The following is a 15,929-nucleotide window of genomic DNA, read 5'->3' on the forward strand; positions in this document are numbered from 1 at the left end:
CTGGCAGCTGTTTTGAGCTAATGGGCAGGTTAATTGAAGAAGGGGATTAAAAGTATCCCTCTTAATGCCACATTTGACTATTTTTGCGAAATAAAAAAGCCAGGATTTCCCCTGGCAAAGACACAATGGAATGTGTCACTACGAAGCAATACTGGTTGAAGGTCAGTATTTGAATTTATTATATGTGATTTGAGTTGATTATTCTTGGGTATTCGTCTATGTACTGAATGAATTTTTGGGCAAGACATTTTGTGGAGGAAATTTCTAAGGTGTTTAAGTTTATTACCTTGCCCTTTGCTGAATATCGTTCCCAATAATTAGATTATTTATTAAGTGATCAATACGAACCTATTGTGAACTTACTCCCTGCTTGTTCGACTAAAGGGCAAGTTAGTTGTATAAGAATACGCATTTTAATTAGTAATAGTGGGCATCTATATAAAGTTAATACTGAAAGGACTTAAAATGGTCAAAGTGGTTATTCGGTCTATATTTAAATCGAAATATATAAGACAATTTGTGATAAAAAAGTTTCAGATGAACTCCATACAGCACAAAAAAGTGGGGCTTCTACGGAAGATATTGCTCAATCAGTTACTTATGTAATTGATATACCTGAAAGAGTATCCGTAAGTGATATGATTATTCACCCAACAAAACAAGAAGTATAATTAAATTAGTAGCAAAAAAGAAAGGTGATTTTTAATAATGGAGATGAAGGATTTTATAGATTTTTGTAAGAAAGGCAATCCAATTTCAGGTGAGGATAAAGAATTGCATGGGCTATTAATCCAATGTAGTTATGAAGCCCAAAAAATCACGATGGAATTGAATACATCCTATCATTCAAGAGAAGAAATAGTAGAGATTTTTAGTGAATTGACAGGTGAAAAGGTGGATTCATCTTTTATGTGTTTTCCGCCTTTTTATACAGACTTTGGTAAAAATATCTCGATTGGAAAAAACGTGTTTTTTAACACAGGGTGTTCATTCCAAGATAGAGGTGGAATTACTATCGGAGACGGTACAATGATTGGTATGAATGTTACAATAGCAACACTTAATCATGGGGTATCTTTAGATACTAGAAACACGACATACCCATCACCTGTTAATATTGGTGAGAATGTTTGGATTGGATCGAACGCAACAATATTACCTGGTGTGACGATTGGGGACAACTCTGTTGTTGCGGCAGGAGCAGTCGTCACTAAGGATGTCCCAGAAAATACTGTTGTTGCAGGAGTGCCAGCAAAAGTTGTAAAAAAAATAAATAATAATTTAGAGTAATTTTGGTTTCATCGGATAAAAAACAAGCGATTGTGAGATGGGTATTTTCCCACAAATAAGTTGGGGACAACCTTTCAATTGTACCATTTGATTGTGAAGAATTGTACTTAAGCTAACGGGTGCTTTACCACAATAAGGAATAAAATTGATAAGACCAAAATATGCAAGTTTTGCATTACTTGCGTATTTTGGTCTTTTTTACAATTATTAATGATACTTTAAAAGACAGAAGATTACAAAGCACATTTATCCTTCATCCAGGGTTATGAATATCAGTCGATAAATGAGATAAATACCTAAATAACCTCCAGTTGATAAGAAAAATGGATTTAGGAATATGGAATGGATATTTGTCATAAATACAGTATGATCTTTAATGATTTCATAAACTGAAACAGAAGCAATATCTCCAAATATAATTGCTGATACGACGGCAACTAGATTAAAAATAATACGGAATATCATTCGGAATTTCTGTAGAAAGAACATAATTACAGGAAGTACAATACTAGATAGAACCAAGAAAATCTTCATAAAATCACCTACATAGTCACGGTTTAATTCTTAAACTCGTTCCATAGCATACAATATCTTAATTAGACATGCACAGGTATCCCTTTGAGGAGGCTAAAGATGCTAGAGACAATTCATGAACTTTATTATATTGCAACAATTATTTGGTTGTTCCCTGTCACTTTTATGTTTCATGGCTTAGAGGAGATTATTACTGTTGAGAGTTTTATTACAAAGTACAAAAATAAGATTCCGGAAACTTTTCTTGCCAAACTTACGATATCGATTAAAAAAATTAAGGGTGCGAAATCCGTCCAACTTTCTATTAGTATGGCATGGATTTTACTTTTTATATCATTAATCACATTTATGACCGTTTGCCAACTCCCAATCGGGGCAAACTTTCTTCTATTTACTGCAACATTAAATGTATTTTTTATTCAGTCATTTTCGCATATTGGACAAACAATCATTTTTCGCAGTTATACACCTGGTGTCATAACGGCGTTATTCATCGTCATTCCCTATTCTTTTTTCTCCTATTATCGCTTGTTTGAATTAGGACTCATAGACGGTCATTTACTATTCAAAAGTATTCCCCTAAGCATTCTAATGGTACCAATATTTCTATTAGGGAATCTTTTAGGACGAAAATTAATAAGATAATCAATTTCATCCAATAAATAACAAATTACTTTCGGGGAAGCAGTTGGATTTAAATTTGCTCCTTCTGAAAAAGAACAAAAAGAACTTGCTCAAATGATTGCTATACTAAAATCTGTAAAATAAAAACAAGCCTGCGAAGTGTTTCGCAGGTCTTTTTTGTTCTTGAACTAACGGGGTGCGTTAGTTTAATAAATAAGCAAGAAAACCATCTTATCTAAGGTGGTTTTTTTTCTTTGTGGTTATTTAATTTGAAGGATTAAAACAAAAATGTAATTTAAGATCGGTATCAGAAGCCAGCCTTTTTTAGTTTTTATTTTTCGACATTTTTCTGCATTCTAAGAAGTGTAACAAAATACATAAGAGATTAGAATCATAAAAAGTTTGTTGATTTTATTGACTTTGCCAGTCATTAACGTGGCTAGTGAGTATATTAATTTTTGTTAAGTTGAGTATTTGTCAAATCTTGACCTTTTTTTTAGCTTTAATAACTTTCACGTTATTTGTAAAATATAAAAAAGTCAAAAAATTGTAGGAATAACTAAATGAAAGTGGATTTATTAGTGAAGTGGAATGAATGAAGAGTTAGAATTATTAGAATTATAAAAAGGGGAAGAACAAAAGTGTACAAGTATACAATCTATGTAACACATAAAGGTAAAGTTTATCAAACCAACGTAATAGCTACCAAAAACCAAACAGAAGAAGAAATTTATCGTATAGCAAAAGAACAAGTTCTTAAACAATGGGCCGATTAAATAAGGATCTTGGGATTAAAAGGATTATGGAACTTCCACTTGAAGAATAGATTTTGGATAGCTAAGAAAATTACATTTAATAATTACAAAAAATATCTAGTTCCTCTATGGATGAATAACGGCTTTATTTTTATAATTAAGGAAGATTTATATATTAACACCATAGGGACGGTTCTCATGGCCCTCTCACATCGACGTTTCTCAAAAGTAGTCCAGAAGAACCGTCCCCATGGCTCCATGGCTCCATGGTTATTATTGGATATTCAGGAGGGATAATTTCGATGAAGTACAGACGTTTAGGGAATAGTGGGTTAAAGGTAAGTGAAATAAGTTTAGGAAGCTGGTTAACCTACGGGAAAACGGTTGAAGATAACACGGCTGAGAAAACAATACATAAAGCTTATGAACTAGGGATTAACTTTTTTGATTCTGCCAATGTTTACGAGCGTGGCGAAGGTGAACGAGTTATGGCAGGGGCATTAAAGGAGTATCCACGTGAATCCTATGTCATTACGACAAAAGCGTTCTGGCCAATGGGTGAAGGTCCGAATGATCGCGGATTATCCAGGAAGCATGTGATTGAACAAGCCAATGCGAGCTTGAAGCGAATGAACTTAGATTATGTTGATATTTTTTACTGTCACCGCTATGATCAAGAAACGCCAGTTGAAGAAACGTTGAGAGCCATTGATGATTTAATTCGTCAAGGAAAGATTCTTTATGCTGGTGTAAGTGAATGGAGTGCAGCTCAGATTGAAGAGGCAGTCCGTGTGGCTGATAAATTCCTTTTAGATCGAATTGTCGTGAACCAGCCTGTATATAACATGTTAAACCGCTATATTGAAAAGGAAGTTATTCCGGTGAGTTCAAAGCATGGGATCGGACAGGTGGTTTTTTCTCCTCTCGCTCAGGGGATTTTAACAGGAAAATATAAAGGAAATTCCATTCCAGAGGATAGCCGTGCCTCAAATGCAGAAATCAACAACTTCATAAAGGGTATGTTGACCGAGACTACCTTTACTAAGGTGGAACAGTTAGAGAAGATCGCTAAGGAATTAGAAATCACTCTACCTAGCCTTGCGTTAGCATGGATTTTACGTCAGCCTAATGTGTCAAGCGCATTAATTGGTGCAAGTAGACCAAGCCAAGTAGAAGAAAATGTCAAAGCCATTGAAATTGAACTTACGAGTGAGGTTATTGAAAAAATTGAGGGAATTTTGTCATAAAGACATTTTAGATCGGACAGATGAAAAGTAAGTAGTTCAATTTTTGAAGAGAAAGTAAACATAACATTAATAATAGAGTGCTAAAGCTTAAATGTTTTAGCACTCTATTTTTGTTGTTTTATTAATAGTAAACAAGAATTAGCACTCGTTAGCGATTTAGCGTGAAAAGAAAATTACATTTAATAATTACAAAAAATATCTAGTTCCTCTATGGATGAATAACTCGCTCTATTTTTATAATTAGGTAACACTTATATAACTCTATGAAACCACTTATTTGGAAACATTAGATGGCGGATAGCCCTTTATCAATTTAAACACATTACTAAAATATGAAACATCATTGAATCCGCACCGTTCAGCAACCTCAGTTACAGAAAATCCACCTGTGGACAACAACATCTCAGCATTATTGCAACGAATTAAATTTAAATATCCTTTGAACGAGTAACCAGTATTTTCTTTAAATAGCTTTCCGAAATAAACCGGATGAAGATTGAAGAGAGTGGCTATTCCAGACAACTCAAGTTTATCCGGGTAGCGCTCATTAACGTAATCCAACACTTTTTTCACTCTTAAATCTGTTTGTATATAGGTTGATTTATGAGAGGAAATCAATAGAAGCTTATGGATAATCAGCATAAATAGAGCTCTACCTTGCATGATATATCCCGGCTGTTTACTCATCCATATCTGTGTGATCTGCTTGATATAACCTCTAATCTCACTTGTAATAACATTTTTCGTCACGGGTTCCAATGGCAGAGGTATAGGACTGCCCGCCGGCGTCCAATTGAAATTAAAAGCGAAAGAATGCATTGGATTTTCGTAGAATGTATGTGCTTCGCGGACGCTGCCTTCAGGTATGTATATGACGTCCCCGGGTTCGACAGTATATTTTACTCCATTAATAAAATAGTTGGCTTTCCCAGCCACAACGAAAGTCAGGTCCTGGAAGCCAATTTTTTTGTTAATGATTTCCCAACTGGGAGTACAACGTCTATCAACAAAAAGAAGAATATGTGGAACCAAGTTTTGCAGCATTTCAATATCCATTTGTACACCCCCTTTATTAACTTAATAGAACGGAGCTAAATTCTCAAGAGATAAGAAATTTTTTAAGGTCATAGAACAATGAAAGTAGAAAAATGAGCTTTTGATACTGTCTGTAGCGGTATTCCCACGTAAAGGAGGTGATAAGGAAAAATATTATTTTACAATTTACTAGAAAAAGAAAGCGCTTAACATCGTTGTACGACACCAATGGGAATGAACACGGAGAACCCCACTCAAAATAAATCAGGGAAAAATTCTTCTTGGAGGACATATTCATGGAAAATAAACGATCTCTTAAAGTGCTGATGAAAAAAGCCGCTAAGGGGGCTTTGTCTTTATCACTGTCAGTAATGCTGGCGGCACCAGTCCTAAATAGCGTTTCGCCGTTAGTTGCCGACGCGGCCACCACCGACTTACCTCCCAAAGGACTAACCTACGAAAATTACCCAGCACTAAAGGATGTCTATAAAGATTACTTCTCTTTTGGTATCTTTGGTAAAGGTGAGATTGAGGGACTGCTTTATAATTACGCTTCGTATACACCTGGAAATGAGATGAAACCTGAGAGTACTCAAAGAGAAAAAGGTATTTTTACATATACTAGTGCTGATAATGTGATGAAAACCTATTCTGATAGAAACCCAGATATACTTTTCTACGGACATACTCTCGCGTGGCATTCACAGTCACCTACGTGGATGTGGGATGCACCACCGGCTAGATACAATCAGCCAGGTAAATTTGATAGAGAAACAGCTCTTGTAAACCTCAATACTCATATTGAAAATGTACTTGGCCACTATGGCAGCACCATTGAAGGTATGGATGTTGTAAACGAAGCGATTGGAAACTCAATCCCTGGCGATTGGAAAGCGTCCTTAGCCAAAGGAGAAGGCTGGTATATGGCGCTAGGCTGGGAATGGGTAGAGCTTGCCTTTTTGAAAGCAGCCGAAGTTGTTGATAACAATGGATGGGATGTCAAACTGATCTACAACGATTTTGGTCTTGATTCCCCTGCCAAAGCTCGCGTTGTGTATGAGATGGTAAAAGATATTAATGAGCGGTATGCAGGTGTCCGTCCAGATGGTAAACCTCTGATTGAAGTGATTGGTATGCAGGGACACTATAATCTCTCTACCAATGTTCAAAACGTAGAAGAAAACATCAAACTGTTTGCGACACTCCCAGGAGTAAAGGTTAACATTACCGAGATGGACATTGCTTTACCACCCGGTGAACTTACACCTGAAAATGAAAATAATCAAGGTATGAAGTATGCTGAATTGTTCCAAATCTATCGAAAGTATGCTGCAGGTCCAGCCAACACTACGGGCAATCCAAAGGTTATCACAACAGTCAAACTCGCCGGCGTGAGAGATGTACTCACTGGCTGGAAGGGCGGCGAATTCGCGATGCCGTTTGACTATGATGGGAAAGCCAAAGAAGCATTGCTAGGGATTCTCTACCCTGCCGAGTTTCTTGCAACCCACGAATATATTGAACCGGAAAAGGAAGAGCAAAAGCAAATCGACGGTGTCTATGTGTATGATACTAGCAAAGGAGATAATTGGTCCGGAGCAAATATCATCCTGGGTAACGAAACAACCCAGTGGCCATGGTCTACTACCGATGAAGGAGGAAAAGTTGCTTTCACTCCCGAGAAAGACGCAACCTACCGTTTAAGTTTTAACTATACTGCAAAAGGTACTACCTCTATCCGTGTACGTTGGATAAAAGATAATTCAAATGGTAGTTATACAAATGCTGATGGAGCGAACGTAAACAGCCACCCGTATTCTGCTAACGAAGTGGCTAAGCATATACCCGCGTATTTCAACAGTGGTATGGTGAATATGGGAAGCTACACGTTAACGACTAAAATAAAAGTAGATGGTTCACAACCTGCTGATGGTCTAATTGGTAACATCGCCATCCGTGGCGGCGGAGGTGGTAACGCCTTCTCCATCAATTGGATTAAGGTGGAAAAAGTTGGAGAGGGCGGGAAGCCCGATACACTTCTTGTTAATTGGCCTGAGGGTAATAGCGAAGAGCCAGTAGATCGTGAGGATCCAGTAACAACAGCAAACGGCGTACCAACTAATTGGACCAATCAAGACGTTTCAGTAAAATTATCAGCCTCTGATGAAAATTCAGGTGTTGCGAAAACCGAATATAAGATTAATAATGACGAGTGGGTCCCTTATACAGATGGAATTCAAGTTACCAACGAAGGTGTGAATACGGTTTACTATCGGAGCGTAGATAAGGCAGGGAATACGGAAGATACAAAATCGGTTGAAGTGAAGATTGACAAAACTGCACCAACCTTAGCCTTTTCATTTAATCAATCAGTCATCAATGACCGAAATCATAAGATGGTTCCAATTACAGCAACTGTCAATGCGAATGATTCTTTTTCGGGCGTTGCTGCCGTGCAGCTGTTATCTATTGTTAGCAATCAGTCTGATAATGGAATAGGTGATGGAAATTCCACACAAGATATCCAAGAAGCGGATTTTGGAACATTCGATACTAATTTCTTGATTCGTGGAGAGAGAAGGGGCAGAGGAGACCGTATTTATACCGTCACTTATCAGGCAACAGACAATGCGGGAAATTCTACTGTTACGACTCAAAAGATTATCGTGAATCACGATAATTCCAGTAAATAAAAAAGCTTAAGGCAGTGATATGTTCATACTATCACTGCTTTTATTAATTTAGTTATCAGTACTTCAGGTGACATTACACTAGAAAAACAGGTGGCAGCAAACTTCAAAACTGCTTGAGACCTGCTTGCCAGATCCTGGTGGGTTCGATTCCCAGACGGTCCCAAAAACGGTGATACTATTACACATTTTACCGCATAGTGAGTTTTTCACTTGAGCGGTTTTTTGGTTTATATTCGGTAGATTGATGTCCATGACCGTTGGGGGACCGTTCTGAAAGACCACAGCATCCACGCACTATGATAGAACAATAGAAAGCAAGAAAATATAATGTAGGAGACATAAAATCGAAAAGGAGAAGAAGAAATCGGAAGTTCTCATCTTCCACAGTTTTTATCACAAAATAAAGAAAAACTAGCCTGTGATGTGGTGGTCATATCCGATTCTAATATGTGGGATAGAGGCGTTCCTGGGATCACCTATTCTCTAAGAGATCTTTGTGCTTTTAAGGTTTCCCTTAAAACGGAAAATTTGGATTTGCATTTAGGCATGTTCGACGGGGAAGTTCAGAACGCAAGGCCGGTCTCCGTTAAAAACGGAAAGGGCATTAGCGGATTTCTTGACGTGACATTATTTCCGGTCAAAGCGATATCAACACCTGGAATATCATGGGCTTCTGGATGCTTGGCTATATCGACAGTAAAACCTGACGGAAGGACAACACCATTTTGTGAAACGGCACCATTGGCAAAATACATCAGGCCGTCATGCGGGCTGAATACTGGGCCACCGGGTTCATGCCAGCCGCCGCTTGGTATTTTTTCTATCAATACTTCCCGTTCACCTGTTCTTACATCATAACGAATAATTCTTGCAAGGTATCCTCCTTGACTACTTACATAAATATAGCCATCACGATAGCTGATCGCTCTATGGCCGCCGAGTGTTTCTACCGCAAACACCTCGAGTTCTCCAGATGGAAGCAAGCGCAGGATTCGCGGAGGTAATACCGGACGTGTAGGCCACGTACTTCCCCTTCTAGAATGTACAATGTACCATCATCAGCAAACCCCATTCCTGTAGGAAAAGAGAGGCCAGTAGCCACAACCTCCACCCAATATCCCTCAGGTACCCACACATCATCAGGATCGATGACGGGCCGTGCACTAATTGGAAGTTGAATTTTTGGTCCATTCTAAGCGTGGTAGATATCCAAGTCATCTAAAAACCCCCCTCCAAACTAGATGTTCTTTTGCATAGTACAGTATGGTCATAGAAAATTTTTACTATTCTTAGAACAGCCCATTTGTCCACGGACATCTCTCATTTGTATAGGCATCTGAATATATTGAGGAAACAACGGGAGGTGAACAACGTGAGAGAATTATACATGGATGCCCCCTCACATCGAGAGCAGCTCGACGACTGGGAACGAACTGCAATGGAGAATTTTTCTGCGAAGATGAGGGATAAAAATCGGCCATTCCCTTGTATCCCGGCAACAATCGGTTTCTCAAAGAATCACTTACGTTATGGATTTATCGGGGATCCGAGGAAAACAGATACGTTACATGAACTGGCAGAATTGATGAGCGAGTTCACACGCGAGTCAAGAGAGTTCGGTTCTTATACCTCGCTGATTATTTTTTGTCAAACACCAATGGATCTAAGGGATACCTATACGGTGGAGGATTATGAGCAGATATTTTGGAAGCAACTAAGCGGACTGACGGCACTTGACTCCTCTGACTGGCCGGCCGATATACCGGTGGATCCTGATAATCCCATCTGGGAGTTTTGTTTTAATGGTGAAAAATATTTTATGTATTGTGCAACTCCAGCCCATGTGAACCGCCATAGTCGGCATTTTGATGTCATGATGCTGGCCATCACGCCTCGGTGGGTCCTTCAGGAGTTTAGTAGGAAGGAGAGTTTTGCGAGGAATATTAAAGCTAGCATACGTAGAAGATTAGTCAACTACGATTCGGCCCCGATCCATCCAGACTTGAACAGTTACGGTGCCGAAGATAACTTTGAGTGGAGACAATATTTTTTGCGGGATGATGAAACTTCCATATCAAAATGTCCTTACCATCGAATGCTAAAACTTTTAAAGCTAGAAAAATAAACAGCGCAGGAGTCTTTCTGCGCTTTAGGCTTTTAATTGACTGAGTTCGTTGAGAATATCATCAGTAGTTACAATCGTTGCAAATTCTTTTTGCAGCATGGCTAATTCATGCTCCTGAATAGAGGCCGCGTCATGATAAACCCCTTTATGGTCAGTAATGCCGAATGCCGCAATAGCATCTTCTACTAAAAATGTTTGGTATCCTAGGTTGGCACTCATCCGAGTCGTGGTTGAAACACAATGCTGAGTAGACAAGCCTGTTATCACAACCGTAGGGATTTGATTCGCTTTGAGATAGGTTTCCAATTCTGTACCAATAAAACCACTGTTGACATTTTTGGTATACACGATTTCGTTCGGCAATGGCTTTACAAGAGTTTTAAATTCTGTGCCCTGTTTGTTTTTATAATTTAGTGGAGACTCTGGCAGCAAGGATAGGTGTTTGGTGTAAATGATGTGTCCGGTTCTCTTTCTCCATTCTTTTTGCAATCTCGCAATGTTGTGCTCAGCATCGTGGTTGTTACGTTCTCCCCAAAAAGGATCGTCAAAGCCGCTTTGAACGTCGAGGATGAGCAGGGCAGGCAATTCTAAAAATTGGTTCACGTAGTAGTCCTCCATGTGTTGTGATTACTCATTATTCTTTGTCATTTGAAGATATTTAAACGGAAACACCTGTACGCTCATTACCCACACCTGCAACTTCAATTAAGCTTCGGAATTTCAATAAGATTAGTTTTCTGTAAACAGCCCAGATTGTGGAGCAACTTCTTTAAGGGAAATTGGAACCTTATGCCAAATATAAAGGGTATTGTGAAATTATGTACTTAAAGTAACAAAGCAGGTTAATTTAATAAAGAAAAGAAATTTATATTTAGGTAATAACAGCGAAATTTTACAATTAATTAGTTGAAAATCGGGAATCATAGTATTATAAAAACTTTGGAGCTCAAATTATGCACATAGTATTTAATGCATTTTTTCTATTTGCAGCAATAAAATGGGGTGACTGGAGAGATTGGGGTAAATATCATTCCACGATTTTGTTCTTATGGTTTGGTGATTTACTTTATAATTTTCTTTGTAACGACTATATTATGTGGGAGTATAAGGAAAGCATACTTGGTTTAAATCTTCTACCAAATCATTTGGTCATATCATTATTAATTATGTTTGTTTGTTATCCAGCCACTGTTTTAATCTATCTTGGGAAATTCCCAAGCAAGACAATTTACATTGTGATATGGGTTTGTTCTGGGTGACTTTATTTTCATTAATAGAATACATAAATTTACGATATTTAGATTTAGTATCGCATCATAATAATTGGACAATGGGATGGTCAGTTATATTCAATATAATAATGTTCACAATGCTAAGATTACATTATAAGTATCCGATAACAGCTTTGCTCATCTCTATTCCCATTATTTCCTTTTTTATAATCTATTTTAATATTCCGATAGGTAGATGAAACTGAATTTGTATTAACCCCGTCTGAGTTTGAAGTCAGAGGGGTTATTTTGTGTTCTAGTCTTGTTAAGCCAACGGGTGCAAGAGGTTAAGACCAGGGCTGTCATCGTGGCAGCTATTTCTTTTTGAACTAACGGCGCAGATTAGATCAATCTAAAAATGGAACTTATAGGATTATAAATCGTACTAACTATAAGGGAATAATTAGGGAGGGATTTTATGGTTTTCATTTTATTGTTGTACGGAATTATAGCGGGAGTTTTTATTTCAAAGAGAAAAATGAAAATTTCTCAAGCAGTAATACCAATGATAGCATTCGCAATTCTTTCAAGTATTGCTTTAGGTCAAAATTACACAACAAGTTTAATTCCTGAAGTAAATGATGGCATAGGAATCTCCAATTTTTTAGCTGCTTTTTTATTGCCGGAAGATGGTTGGACAAAAGAAATGTTTTTATCAAAATTCGAATTATATCTGGGCATTTCTATAGCATTCATTCTTTTATATTTTTTACTCGTAATTTTTGAAAATATAAAATCAAATGTTAAAGCATAAAGGGTCTTATTGTGCAAACTTTGCAGGTTAATTTAAGTAGATTTTGTAGTATTAATCATGTTTTAGAATACGTAGGGTATTAAAATAAAGAATAAATTGAAGGAGAGAAATTATAATGACACATGAACAATATCAATCTGTATTTGAGTCACTTCATTGAATGTATGGTTGCGTGTAATCATTGTTATGATGCTTGTTTGAAAGAAGAAGATGTCAAAATGATGTCAGAATGCATTCGTCTTGATAGAGAGTGTGCTGATATTTGTGCTTACTTTGAACAGGCGATGGGCAGAGGAACTCCATTTATTTCTGAATTGGCAAAAGTATGTGCAAAAATTTGTGAAGCATGCGGTAATGAATGCAAAAAACACAACCACGAACACTGCCAAAAATGTGCTGATGCTTGTTTTAAATGTGCAGAAACATGCCGAAGCCTGATTGCTTAAATTTTCAATTAAAAAAAGGAGTGTTCCACTTCCTTTTTTTGGCAATAACTAAATAAACTTATATCCTTATTTGTTGATTCGAAATGGGTTAATGGCTTTTTCCGTATAAATGTACTTTAACCAAAGGGGAGCTTTGGTTAAAGATGAAGATCGCTGCGGCGGTCTTTTTTCTTGTTAAATTAACGAAGCAGAATACTTCAATATTTACTGATGTGGACGAAACATTTTTCAAACTTTTCCGTATATAATTTAAATATAAGTTTAAGTTTTGTGTCAGAAATTAAAGGGAGTACTAAATTGTTGCAAAGATTAAAAGTTGAGTTATTTTTAAAGTGAAAAAATTCTCTGAAATAGGAGGTTCGTTTTGAAGAAAATTATACTATTATGTCTTTTACTAGTTATTATAGCGGTTCCTTTTCTCGTTTATGATGGATTATATGGAAATCCTATTCACTCCTTATTTATGGAAAACGCAACAAAAGACCACCTTTATAATGTGGGGTATAATTCTGATGACTTGCTAGAAGTTAAAGTATTCTATTCAATGAAAAAAGATGCAGGACTAAAAAGAACACGTGCTTATGTCATTTTTAAAGATGAACCAGAAGAAACCTACGTTTATATCCAGCAAGATAAAAATGGAGAAATTCAACAAAGTTGTAGTCATCTCAATAAAGATATCGACGCTTACGAAAACGGGTATACTGAAAAAAGAAAACATATGGTGAAAGACTGTATTAATACACTTTTTTCAAGATTATATCTCTCACAAAAGGGTGCTTTTGTTTAATAAGTGTTCCTTTTCTTATTTAACTAAGGGTGCGTAAGTTAAACAAGCTACTAAAAATGGATATTAAAAATGGCTCAGTATGGTGACCTGGGCCATTTTATATTTAGGCTCTTTTCTTAAACTTTGTTGCCTTTTAGAACAAAAATTTATGTTTTTGATAAATTCCCACAGAAAAGCAGCAAAAGTTTATTAAGAAAAGAGCAGCAAACTGAATTCTAAAGCGCAAAATAGATATTTCCACGTTAAAATCGGCTTTAAGATTTTAACAACAATATATGCGAAAAAAGCCTATATTTAATGCAAAAACAGATACAAAAGGCAGTACTAATTATGCTACATTTTCTATTGTTTTTTTTGGTTTTGCTATAGGGAACGAAACCCGTTACCTATAGCATTCTACTTTTTTGCTAATAAAAGTGACAGGTGCCTTCCAAACTTTTCAGCCCAGTGCAACCAATTCCAGTAAGGTCAGTTTTCTAAAAGGTCTTAGAAGATACGGACTACTAACTGTCTCGAAATGGGATCTAACCCATCCTAAAATTGGCGATGAACTAATACCGTGGCCGGAACGATTTTTACAGGTACATACACCGCATGTACCTGTAAAAATCCATACCACTCACATCCCACCTGGAAGTTCAAATGGCTGGATTAAGATTGAAATGCTGGAGGGATCTTTCGCCAAAAATAACCTCTAGCGTGGCATGATCACTTTCTTTTTCAATACGCGCTTCATGCAGGTACTCTGCCTGGACTGGATATAATTCATTTGAAGCAAACACATAATCGAATCTTCTCTTCCATGTTTTTTCCTTCATTTTTAATAGCCAGCTGAATCCTTCCTTTGAATACCCATACAACTTTCGGTACGCATCTTCTAAATCATGTTCTTTTAGTCCTATTATAATGTTCCCTACCTTCCACTATTTCGTTAACTTATCTCCAAATGAGCAGAAAGAAGAATAGTCGGACCATCCCCAAGTTCCACAAACCCGAGAAGACTGCCTTTCCGGTCGATAAAGGAGTGAGCGATAAGAGATCAATTTATTTTGCAATCTTGAACGAAATTTACTTTCATCGGTGCTAGCACCCGGTATAGTCTAGCACTCTATCAGCAGACCTTTAAAATGATTTGCCTCCAAGATCCGTTAGAAAACCTGAGAGTATTCATGACGTAGAGGCAGCAAAATATTAATGTTTTTCAATACGGAAAATCGTATATACAATAATCCCTGCGGTGTATAGAACCAGCTCGGCCAAAAGACCTGTTACGACAAATTACCAATTCGCTCATGGGACTATTTAATTAAAAACTGAGAAAGATGAGGATTTTTGAAAGAATAAGGAGGACTTTTAATATGAATAAAGAAATATATATATACAAATTTTAATTTAACGGACCATAGAAGTTATTTTGACAGATTACGAGAAGAACTGCGCTATAAAAAGATAATGAGTAGATCGCCCTGGTTGTTTTTTCCATAATGAAAATAGCTGCAGATAGCTTTAGATTAAGCCATTTTATTCAGCAAATTTATCAAACTATGAAAGAAGGGATACGATATGATTGAAAATTTCTTTGCTGACTATAAAAAATTTGTTGTTTTACCGGAAGATGAAAGCCAAGTTAATAATGAAGTATTTGATCCCAAAAAGTATGCTGGATATTATATACTAACACTGTCCATTTTCGATTCCCGTTTATCAACCTGGAAAGATGCAAGTAAATTTGAAATTGATATTGAGAAAAGTATCAAAACGGTTCTAAGGGATTTTAATCAAATGCAGCGTGAGATGTACCATCTTCAATTACTAGAATTAGATAAGTTTAAAAACTATTTTATCTTGGCCCTTTCTACTAAAACAAGATTTAATCCAGGGGAAGAAGATGACCGGATAGCAAATGTAATTGATAGAATACTAACGAATCCTTTTTATGTTGGGCAAAGTTGGTTTAACTTAATTCGTGAAAAAGGAAGAGTGGCCCGTAAACTCTTTTGCTACTCCTTTAAGGAATATGTAGCGGAAGACTTAAACCAGTCAAAAAGGGAAGACAAATATGAAAACATCAGTGAATTAATCCCTAAAAATGGAGAGATTAAGCTGATTAAAAGTGCTCAGAAAAGGGAAGTTCTCTAAATATACAGGTAATTGTTGCATAGTCCTTGGTGTGTCAGATAGGGCTATTGGCGACATTTTTTAAAAAAGTAGAAACCGATATAAAACACAACTTCATTATTTGAAACGAAAAGAAGGAGACAACGAAAAATAATATGGTACCTATAGATAGTACACTTGAAAAAGAGTGTTTTATCTGTAGGTATTTTTTTATATACTTAAAACTTAAAGATATGGGGATTAGTCT

The 15,929-nt window shown here is 36.7% G+C and carries 15 protein-coding genes and 1 pseudogene; 11 read left to right on the plus strand and 5 right to left on the minus strand.

Annotated features, from left to right (window positions below; translation table 11 throughout):
• Window positions 1-708: 708 nt before the first annotated feature.
• A complete protein-coding gene (locus AC2TFD_RS13640; protein WP_484675986.1) occupies window positions 709-1,290 on the plus strand; it encodes a sugar O-acetyltransferase in 582 nt (193 codons plus the stop codon).
• A gap of 246 nt (window positions 1,291-1,536) precedes the next feature.
• On the opposite strand, the gene AC2TFD_RS13645 is transcribed toward AC2TFD_RS13640, so the two are convergent.
• On the minus strand, window positions 1,537-1,824 hold the full coding sequence (locus AC2TFD_RS13645; protein ID WP_484675987.1) for a transposase: 288 nt from the start codon (window positions 1,822-1,824) through the stop codon (window positions 1,537-1,539).
• Between the two features lie 99 nt (window positions 1,825-1,923).
• Between AC2TFD_RS13645 and AC2TFD_RS13650 the strand changes: the two genes are divergently transcribed.
• The 3 genes from AC2TFD_RS13650 to AC2TFD_RS13660 all read left to right on the plus strand — a co-directional run bounded on the left by AC2TFD_RS13650 (window position 1,924) and on the right by AC2TFD_RS13660 (window position 4,450).
• Window positions 1,924-2,469 carry an HXXEE domain-containing protein gene (locus AC2TFD_RS13650; RefSeq protein ID WP_484675988.1) on the plus strand — a complete coding sequence of 182 codons (546 nt, stop codon included), beginning with the start codon at window positions 1,924-1,926 and terminating at the stop codon, window positions 2,467-2,469.
• Window positions 2,470-3,089: 620 nt separating this feature from the next.
• On the plus strand, window positions 3,090-3,224 hold the full coding sequence (locus AC2TFD_RS13655) for a BA3454 family stress response protein (protein WP_484675989.1): 135 nt from the start codon (window positions 3,090-3,092) through the stop codon (window positions 3,222-3,224).
• Between the two features lie 281 nt (window positions 3,225-3,505).
• Window positions 3,506-4,450: an aldo/keto reductase family protein gene (locus AC2TFD_RS13660; RefSeq protein WP_484675990.1), complete on the plus strand. Its 945-nt coding sequence runs from the start codon at window positions 3,506-3,508 to the stop codon at window positions 4,448-4,450.
• A gap of 273 nt (window positions 4,451-4,723) precedes the next feature.
• On the opposite strand, the gene AC2TFD_RS13665 is transcribed toward AC2TFD_RS13660, so the two are convergent.
• Window positions 4,724-5,506 (minus strand): AraC family transcriptional regulator, encoded by a 783-nt coding sequence (locus AC2TFD_RS13665; protein WP_484675991.1) that lies wholly within the window; start codon window positions 5,504-5,506, stop codon window positions 4,724-4,726.
• Window positions 5,507-5,781: 275 nt separating this feature from the next.
• Between AC2TFD_RS13665 and AC2TFD_RS13670 the strand changes: the two genes are divergently transcribed.
• The gene (locus AC2TFD_RS13670; RefSeq protein ID WP_484675992.1) at window positions 5,782-8,178 is read left to right on the plus strand and encodes an endo-1,4-beta-xylanase; all 2,397 of its coding nucleotides are present in this window, start codon (window positions 5,782-5,784) and stop codon (window positions 8,176-8,178) included.
• 563 nt (window positions 8,179-8,741) lie between these two features.
• Here the strand turns inward: AC2TFD_RS13670 and AC2TFD_RS13675 are convergent.
• On the minus strand, window positions 8,742-9,161 hold the full coding sequence (locus tag AC2TFD_RS13675) for a hypothetical protein (protein ID WP_484675993.1): 420 nt from the start codon (window positions 9,159-9,161) through the stop codon (window positions 8,742-8,744).
• 404 nt (window positions 9,162-9,565) lie between these two features.
• On the opposite strand from AC2TFD_RS13675, the gene AC2TFD_RS13680 reads away from it, so the two are divergent.
• Window positions 9,566-10,303 carry a YqcI/YcgG family protein gene (locus AC2TFD_RS13680; protein ID WP_484676311.1) on the plus strand — a complete coding sequence of 246 codons (738 nt, stop codon included), beginning with the start codon at window positions 9,566-9,568 and terminating at the stop codon, window positions 10,301-10,303.
• A gap of 24 nt (window positions 10,304-10,327) precedes the next feature.
• Here the strand turns inward: AC2TFD_RS13680 and AC2TFD_RS13685 are convergent, their stop codons facing one another.
• Window positions 10,328-10,906 (minus strand): cysteine hydrolase family protein, encoded by a 579-nt coding sequence (locus AC2TFD_RS13685; protein WP_484675994.1) that lies wholly within the window; start codon window positions 10,904-10,906, stop codon window positions 10,328-10,330.
• A 350-nt stretch (window positions 10,907-11,256) separates the two neighbouring features.
• Between AC2TFD_RS13685 and AC2TFD_RS13690 the strand changes: the two genes are divergently transcribed.
• The 4 genes and pseudogenes from AC2TFD_RS13690 to AC2TFD_RS13705 all read left to right on the plus strand — a co-directional run bounded on the left by AC2TFD_RS13690 (window position 11,257) and on the right by AC2TFD_RS13705 (window position 13,564).
• On the plus strand, window positions 11,257-11,562 hold the full coding sequence (locus AC2TFD_RS13690; protein ID WP_484675995.1) for a hypothetical protein: 306 nt from the start codon (window positions 11,257-11,259) through the stop codon (window positions 11,560-11,562).
• Window positions 11,563-11,992: 430 nt separating this feature from the next.
• Window positions 11,993-12,328: a hypothetical protein gene (locus tag AC2TFD_RS13695; protein ID WP_484675996.1), complete on the plus strand. Its 336-nt coding sequence runs from the start codon at window positions 11,993-11,995 to the stop codon at window positions 12,326-12,328.
• A 115-nt stretch (window positions 12,329-12,443) separates the two neighbouring features.
• Window positions 12,444-12,774, plus strand: a pseudogene (locus tag AC2TFD_RS13700) (four-helix bundle copper-binding protein).
• Between the two features lie 364 nt (window positions 12,775-13,138).
• The gene (locus tag AC2TFD_RS13705) at window positions 13,139-13,564 is read left to right on the plus strand and encodes a DUF3139 domain-containing protein (protein WP_484675997.1); all 426 of its coding nucleotides are present in this window, start codon (window positions 13,139-13,141) and stop codon (window positions 13,562-13,564) included.
• A 638-nt stretch (window positions 13,565-14,202) separates the two neighbouring features.
• On the opposite strand, the gene AC2TFD_RS13710 is transcribed toward AC2TFD_RS13705, so the two are convergent.
• Complete coding sequence (locus AC2TFD_RS13710; RefSeq protein WP_484675998.1) at window positions 14,203-14,382, minus strand: hypothetical protein; 180 nt, start codon at window positions 14,380-14,382, stop codon at window positions 14,203-14,205.
• Window positions 14,383-15,127: 745 nt separating this feature from the next.
• On the opposite strand from AC2TFD_RS13710, the gene AC2TFD_RS13715 reads away from it, so the two are divergent.
• Window positions 15,128-15,703 carry a hypothetical protein gene (locus AC2TFD_RS13715; protein ID WP_484675999.1) on the plus strand — a complete coding sequence of 192 codons (576 nt, stop codon included), beginning with the start codon at window positions 15,128-15,130 and terminating at the stop codon, window positions 15,701-15,703.
• Window positions 15,704-15,929: the final 226 nt, after the last annotated feature.

This window comes from Neobacillus sp. plas4 (genome assembly GCF_057221695.1).

What these genes read in the sequence shown, in the direction of transcription:
- AC2TFD_RS13695 (WP_484675996.1), top strand. Translation starts at nt 11,993, where the DNA reads ATGGTTTTCATTTTATTGTTGTACGGAATTATAGCGGGAGTTTTTATT.
- AC2TFD_RS13710 (WP_484675998.1), bottom strand. Translation starts at nt 14,382, where the DNA reads ATGAAGGAAAAAACATGGAAGAGAAGATTCGATTATGTGTTTGCTTCA.
- AC2TFD_RS13640 (WP_484675986.1), top strand. Translation starts at nt 709, where the DNA reads ATGGAGATGAAGGATTTTATAGATTTTTGTAAGAAAGGCAATCCAATT.
- AC2TFD_RS13680 (WP_484676311.1), top strand. Translation starts at nt 9,566, where the DNA reads ATGGATGCCCCCTCACATCGAGAGCAGCTCGACGACTGGGAACGAACT.
- AC2TFD_RS13665 (WP_484675991.1), bottom strand. Translation starts at nt 5,506, where the DNA reads ATGGATATTGAAATGCTGCAAAACTTGGTTCCACATATTCTTCTTTTT.
- AC2TFD_RS13660 (WP_484675990.1), top strand. Translation starts at nt 3,506, where the DNA reads ATGAAGTACAGACGTTTAGGGAATAGTGGGTTAAAGGTAAGTGAAATA.
- AC2TFD_RS13650 (WP_484675988.1), top strand. Translation starts at nt 1,924, where the DNA reads ATGCTAGAGACAATTCATGAACTTTATTATATTGCAACAATTATTTGG.
- AC2TFD_RS13690 (WP_484675995.1), top strand. Translation starts at nt 11,257, where the DNA reads ATGCACATAGTATTTAATGCATTTTTTCTATTTGCAGCAATAAAATGG.
- AC2TFD_RS13645 (WP_484675987.1), bottom strand. Translation starts at nt 1,824, where the DNA reads ATGAAGATTTTCTTGGTTCTATCTAGTATTGTACTTCCTGTAATTATG.
- AC2TFD_RS13670 (WP_484675992.1), top strand. Translation starts at nt 5,782, where the DNA reads ATGGAAAATAAACGATCTCTTAAAGTGCTGATGAAAAAAGCCGCTAAG.
- AC2TFD_RS13715 (WP_484675999.1), top strand. Translation starts at nt 15,128, where the DNA reads ATGATTGAAAATTTCTTTGCTGACTATAAAAAATTTGTTGTTTTACCG.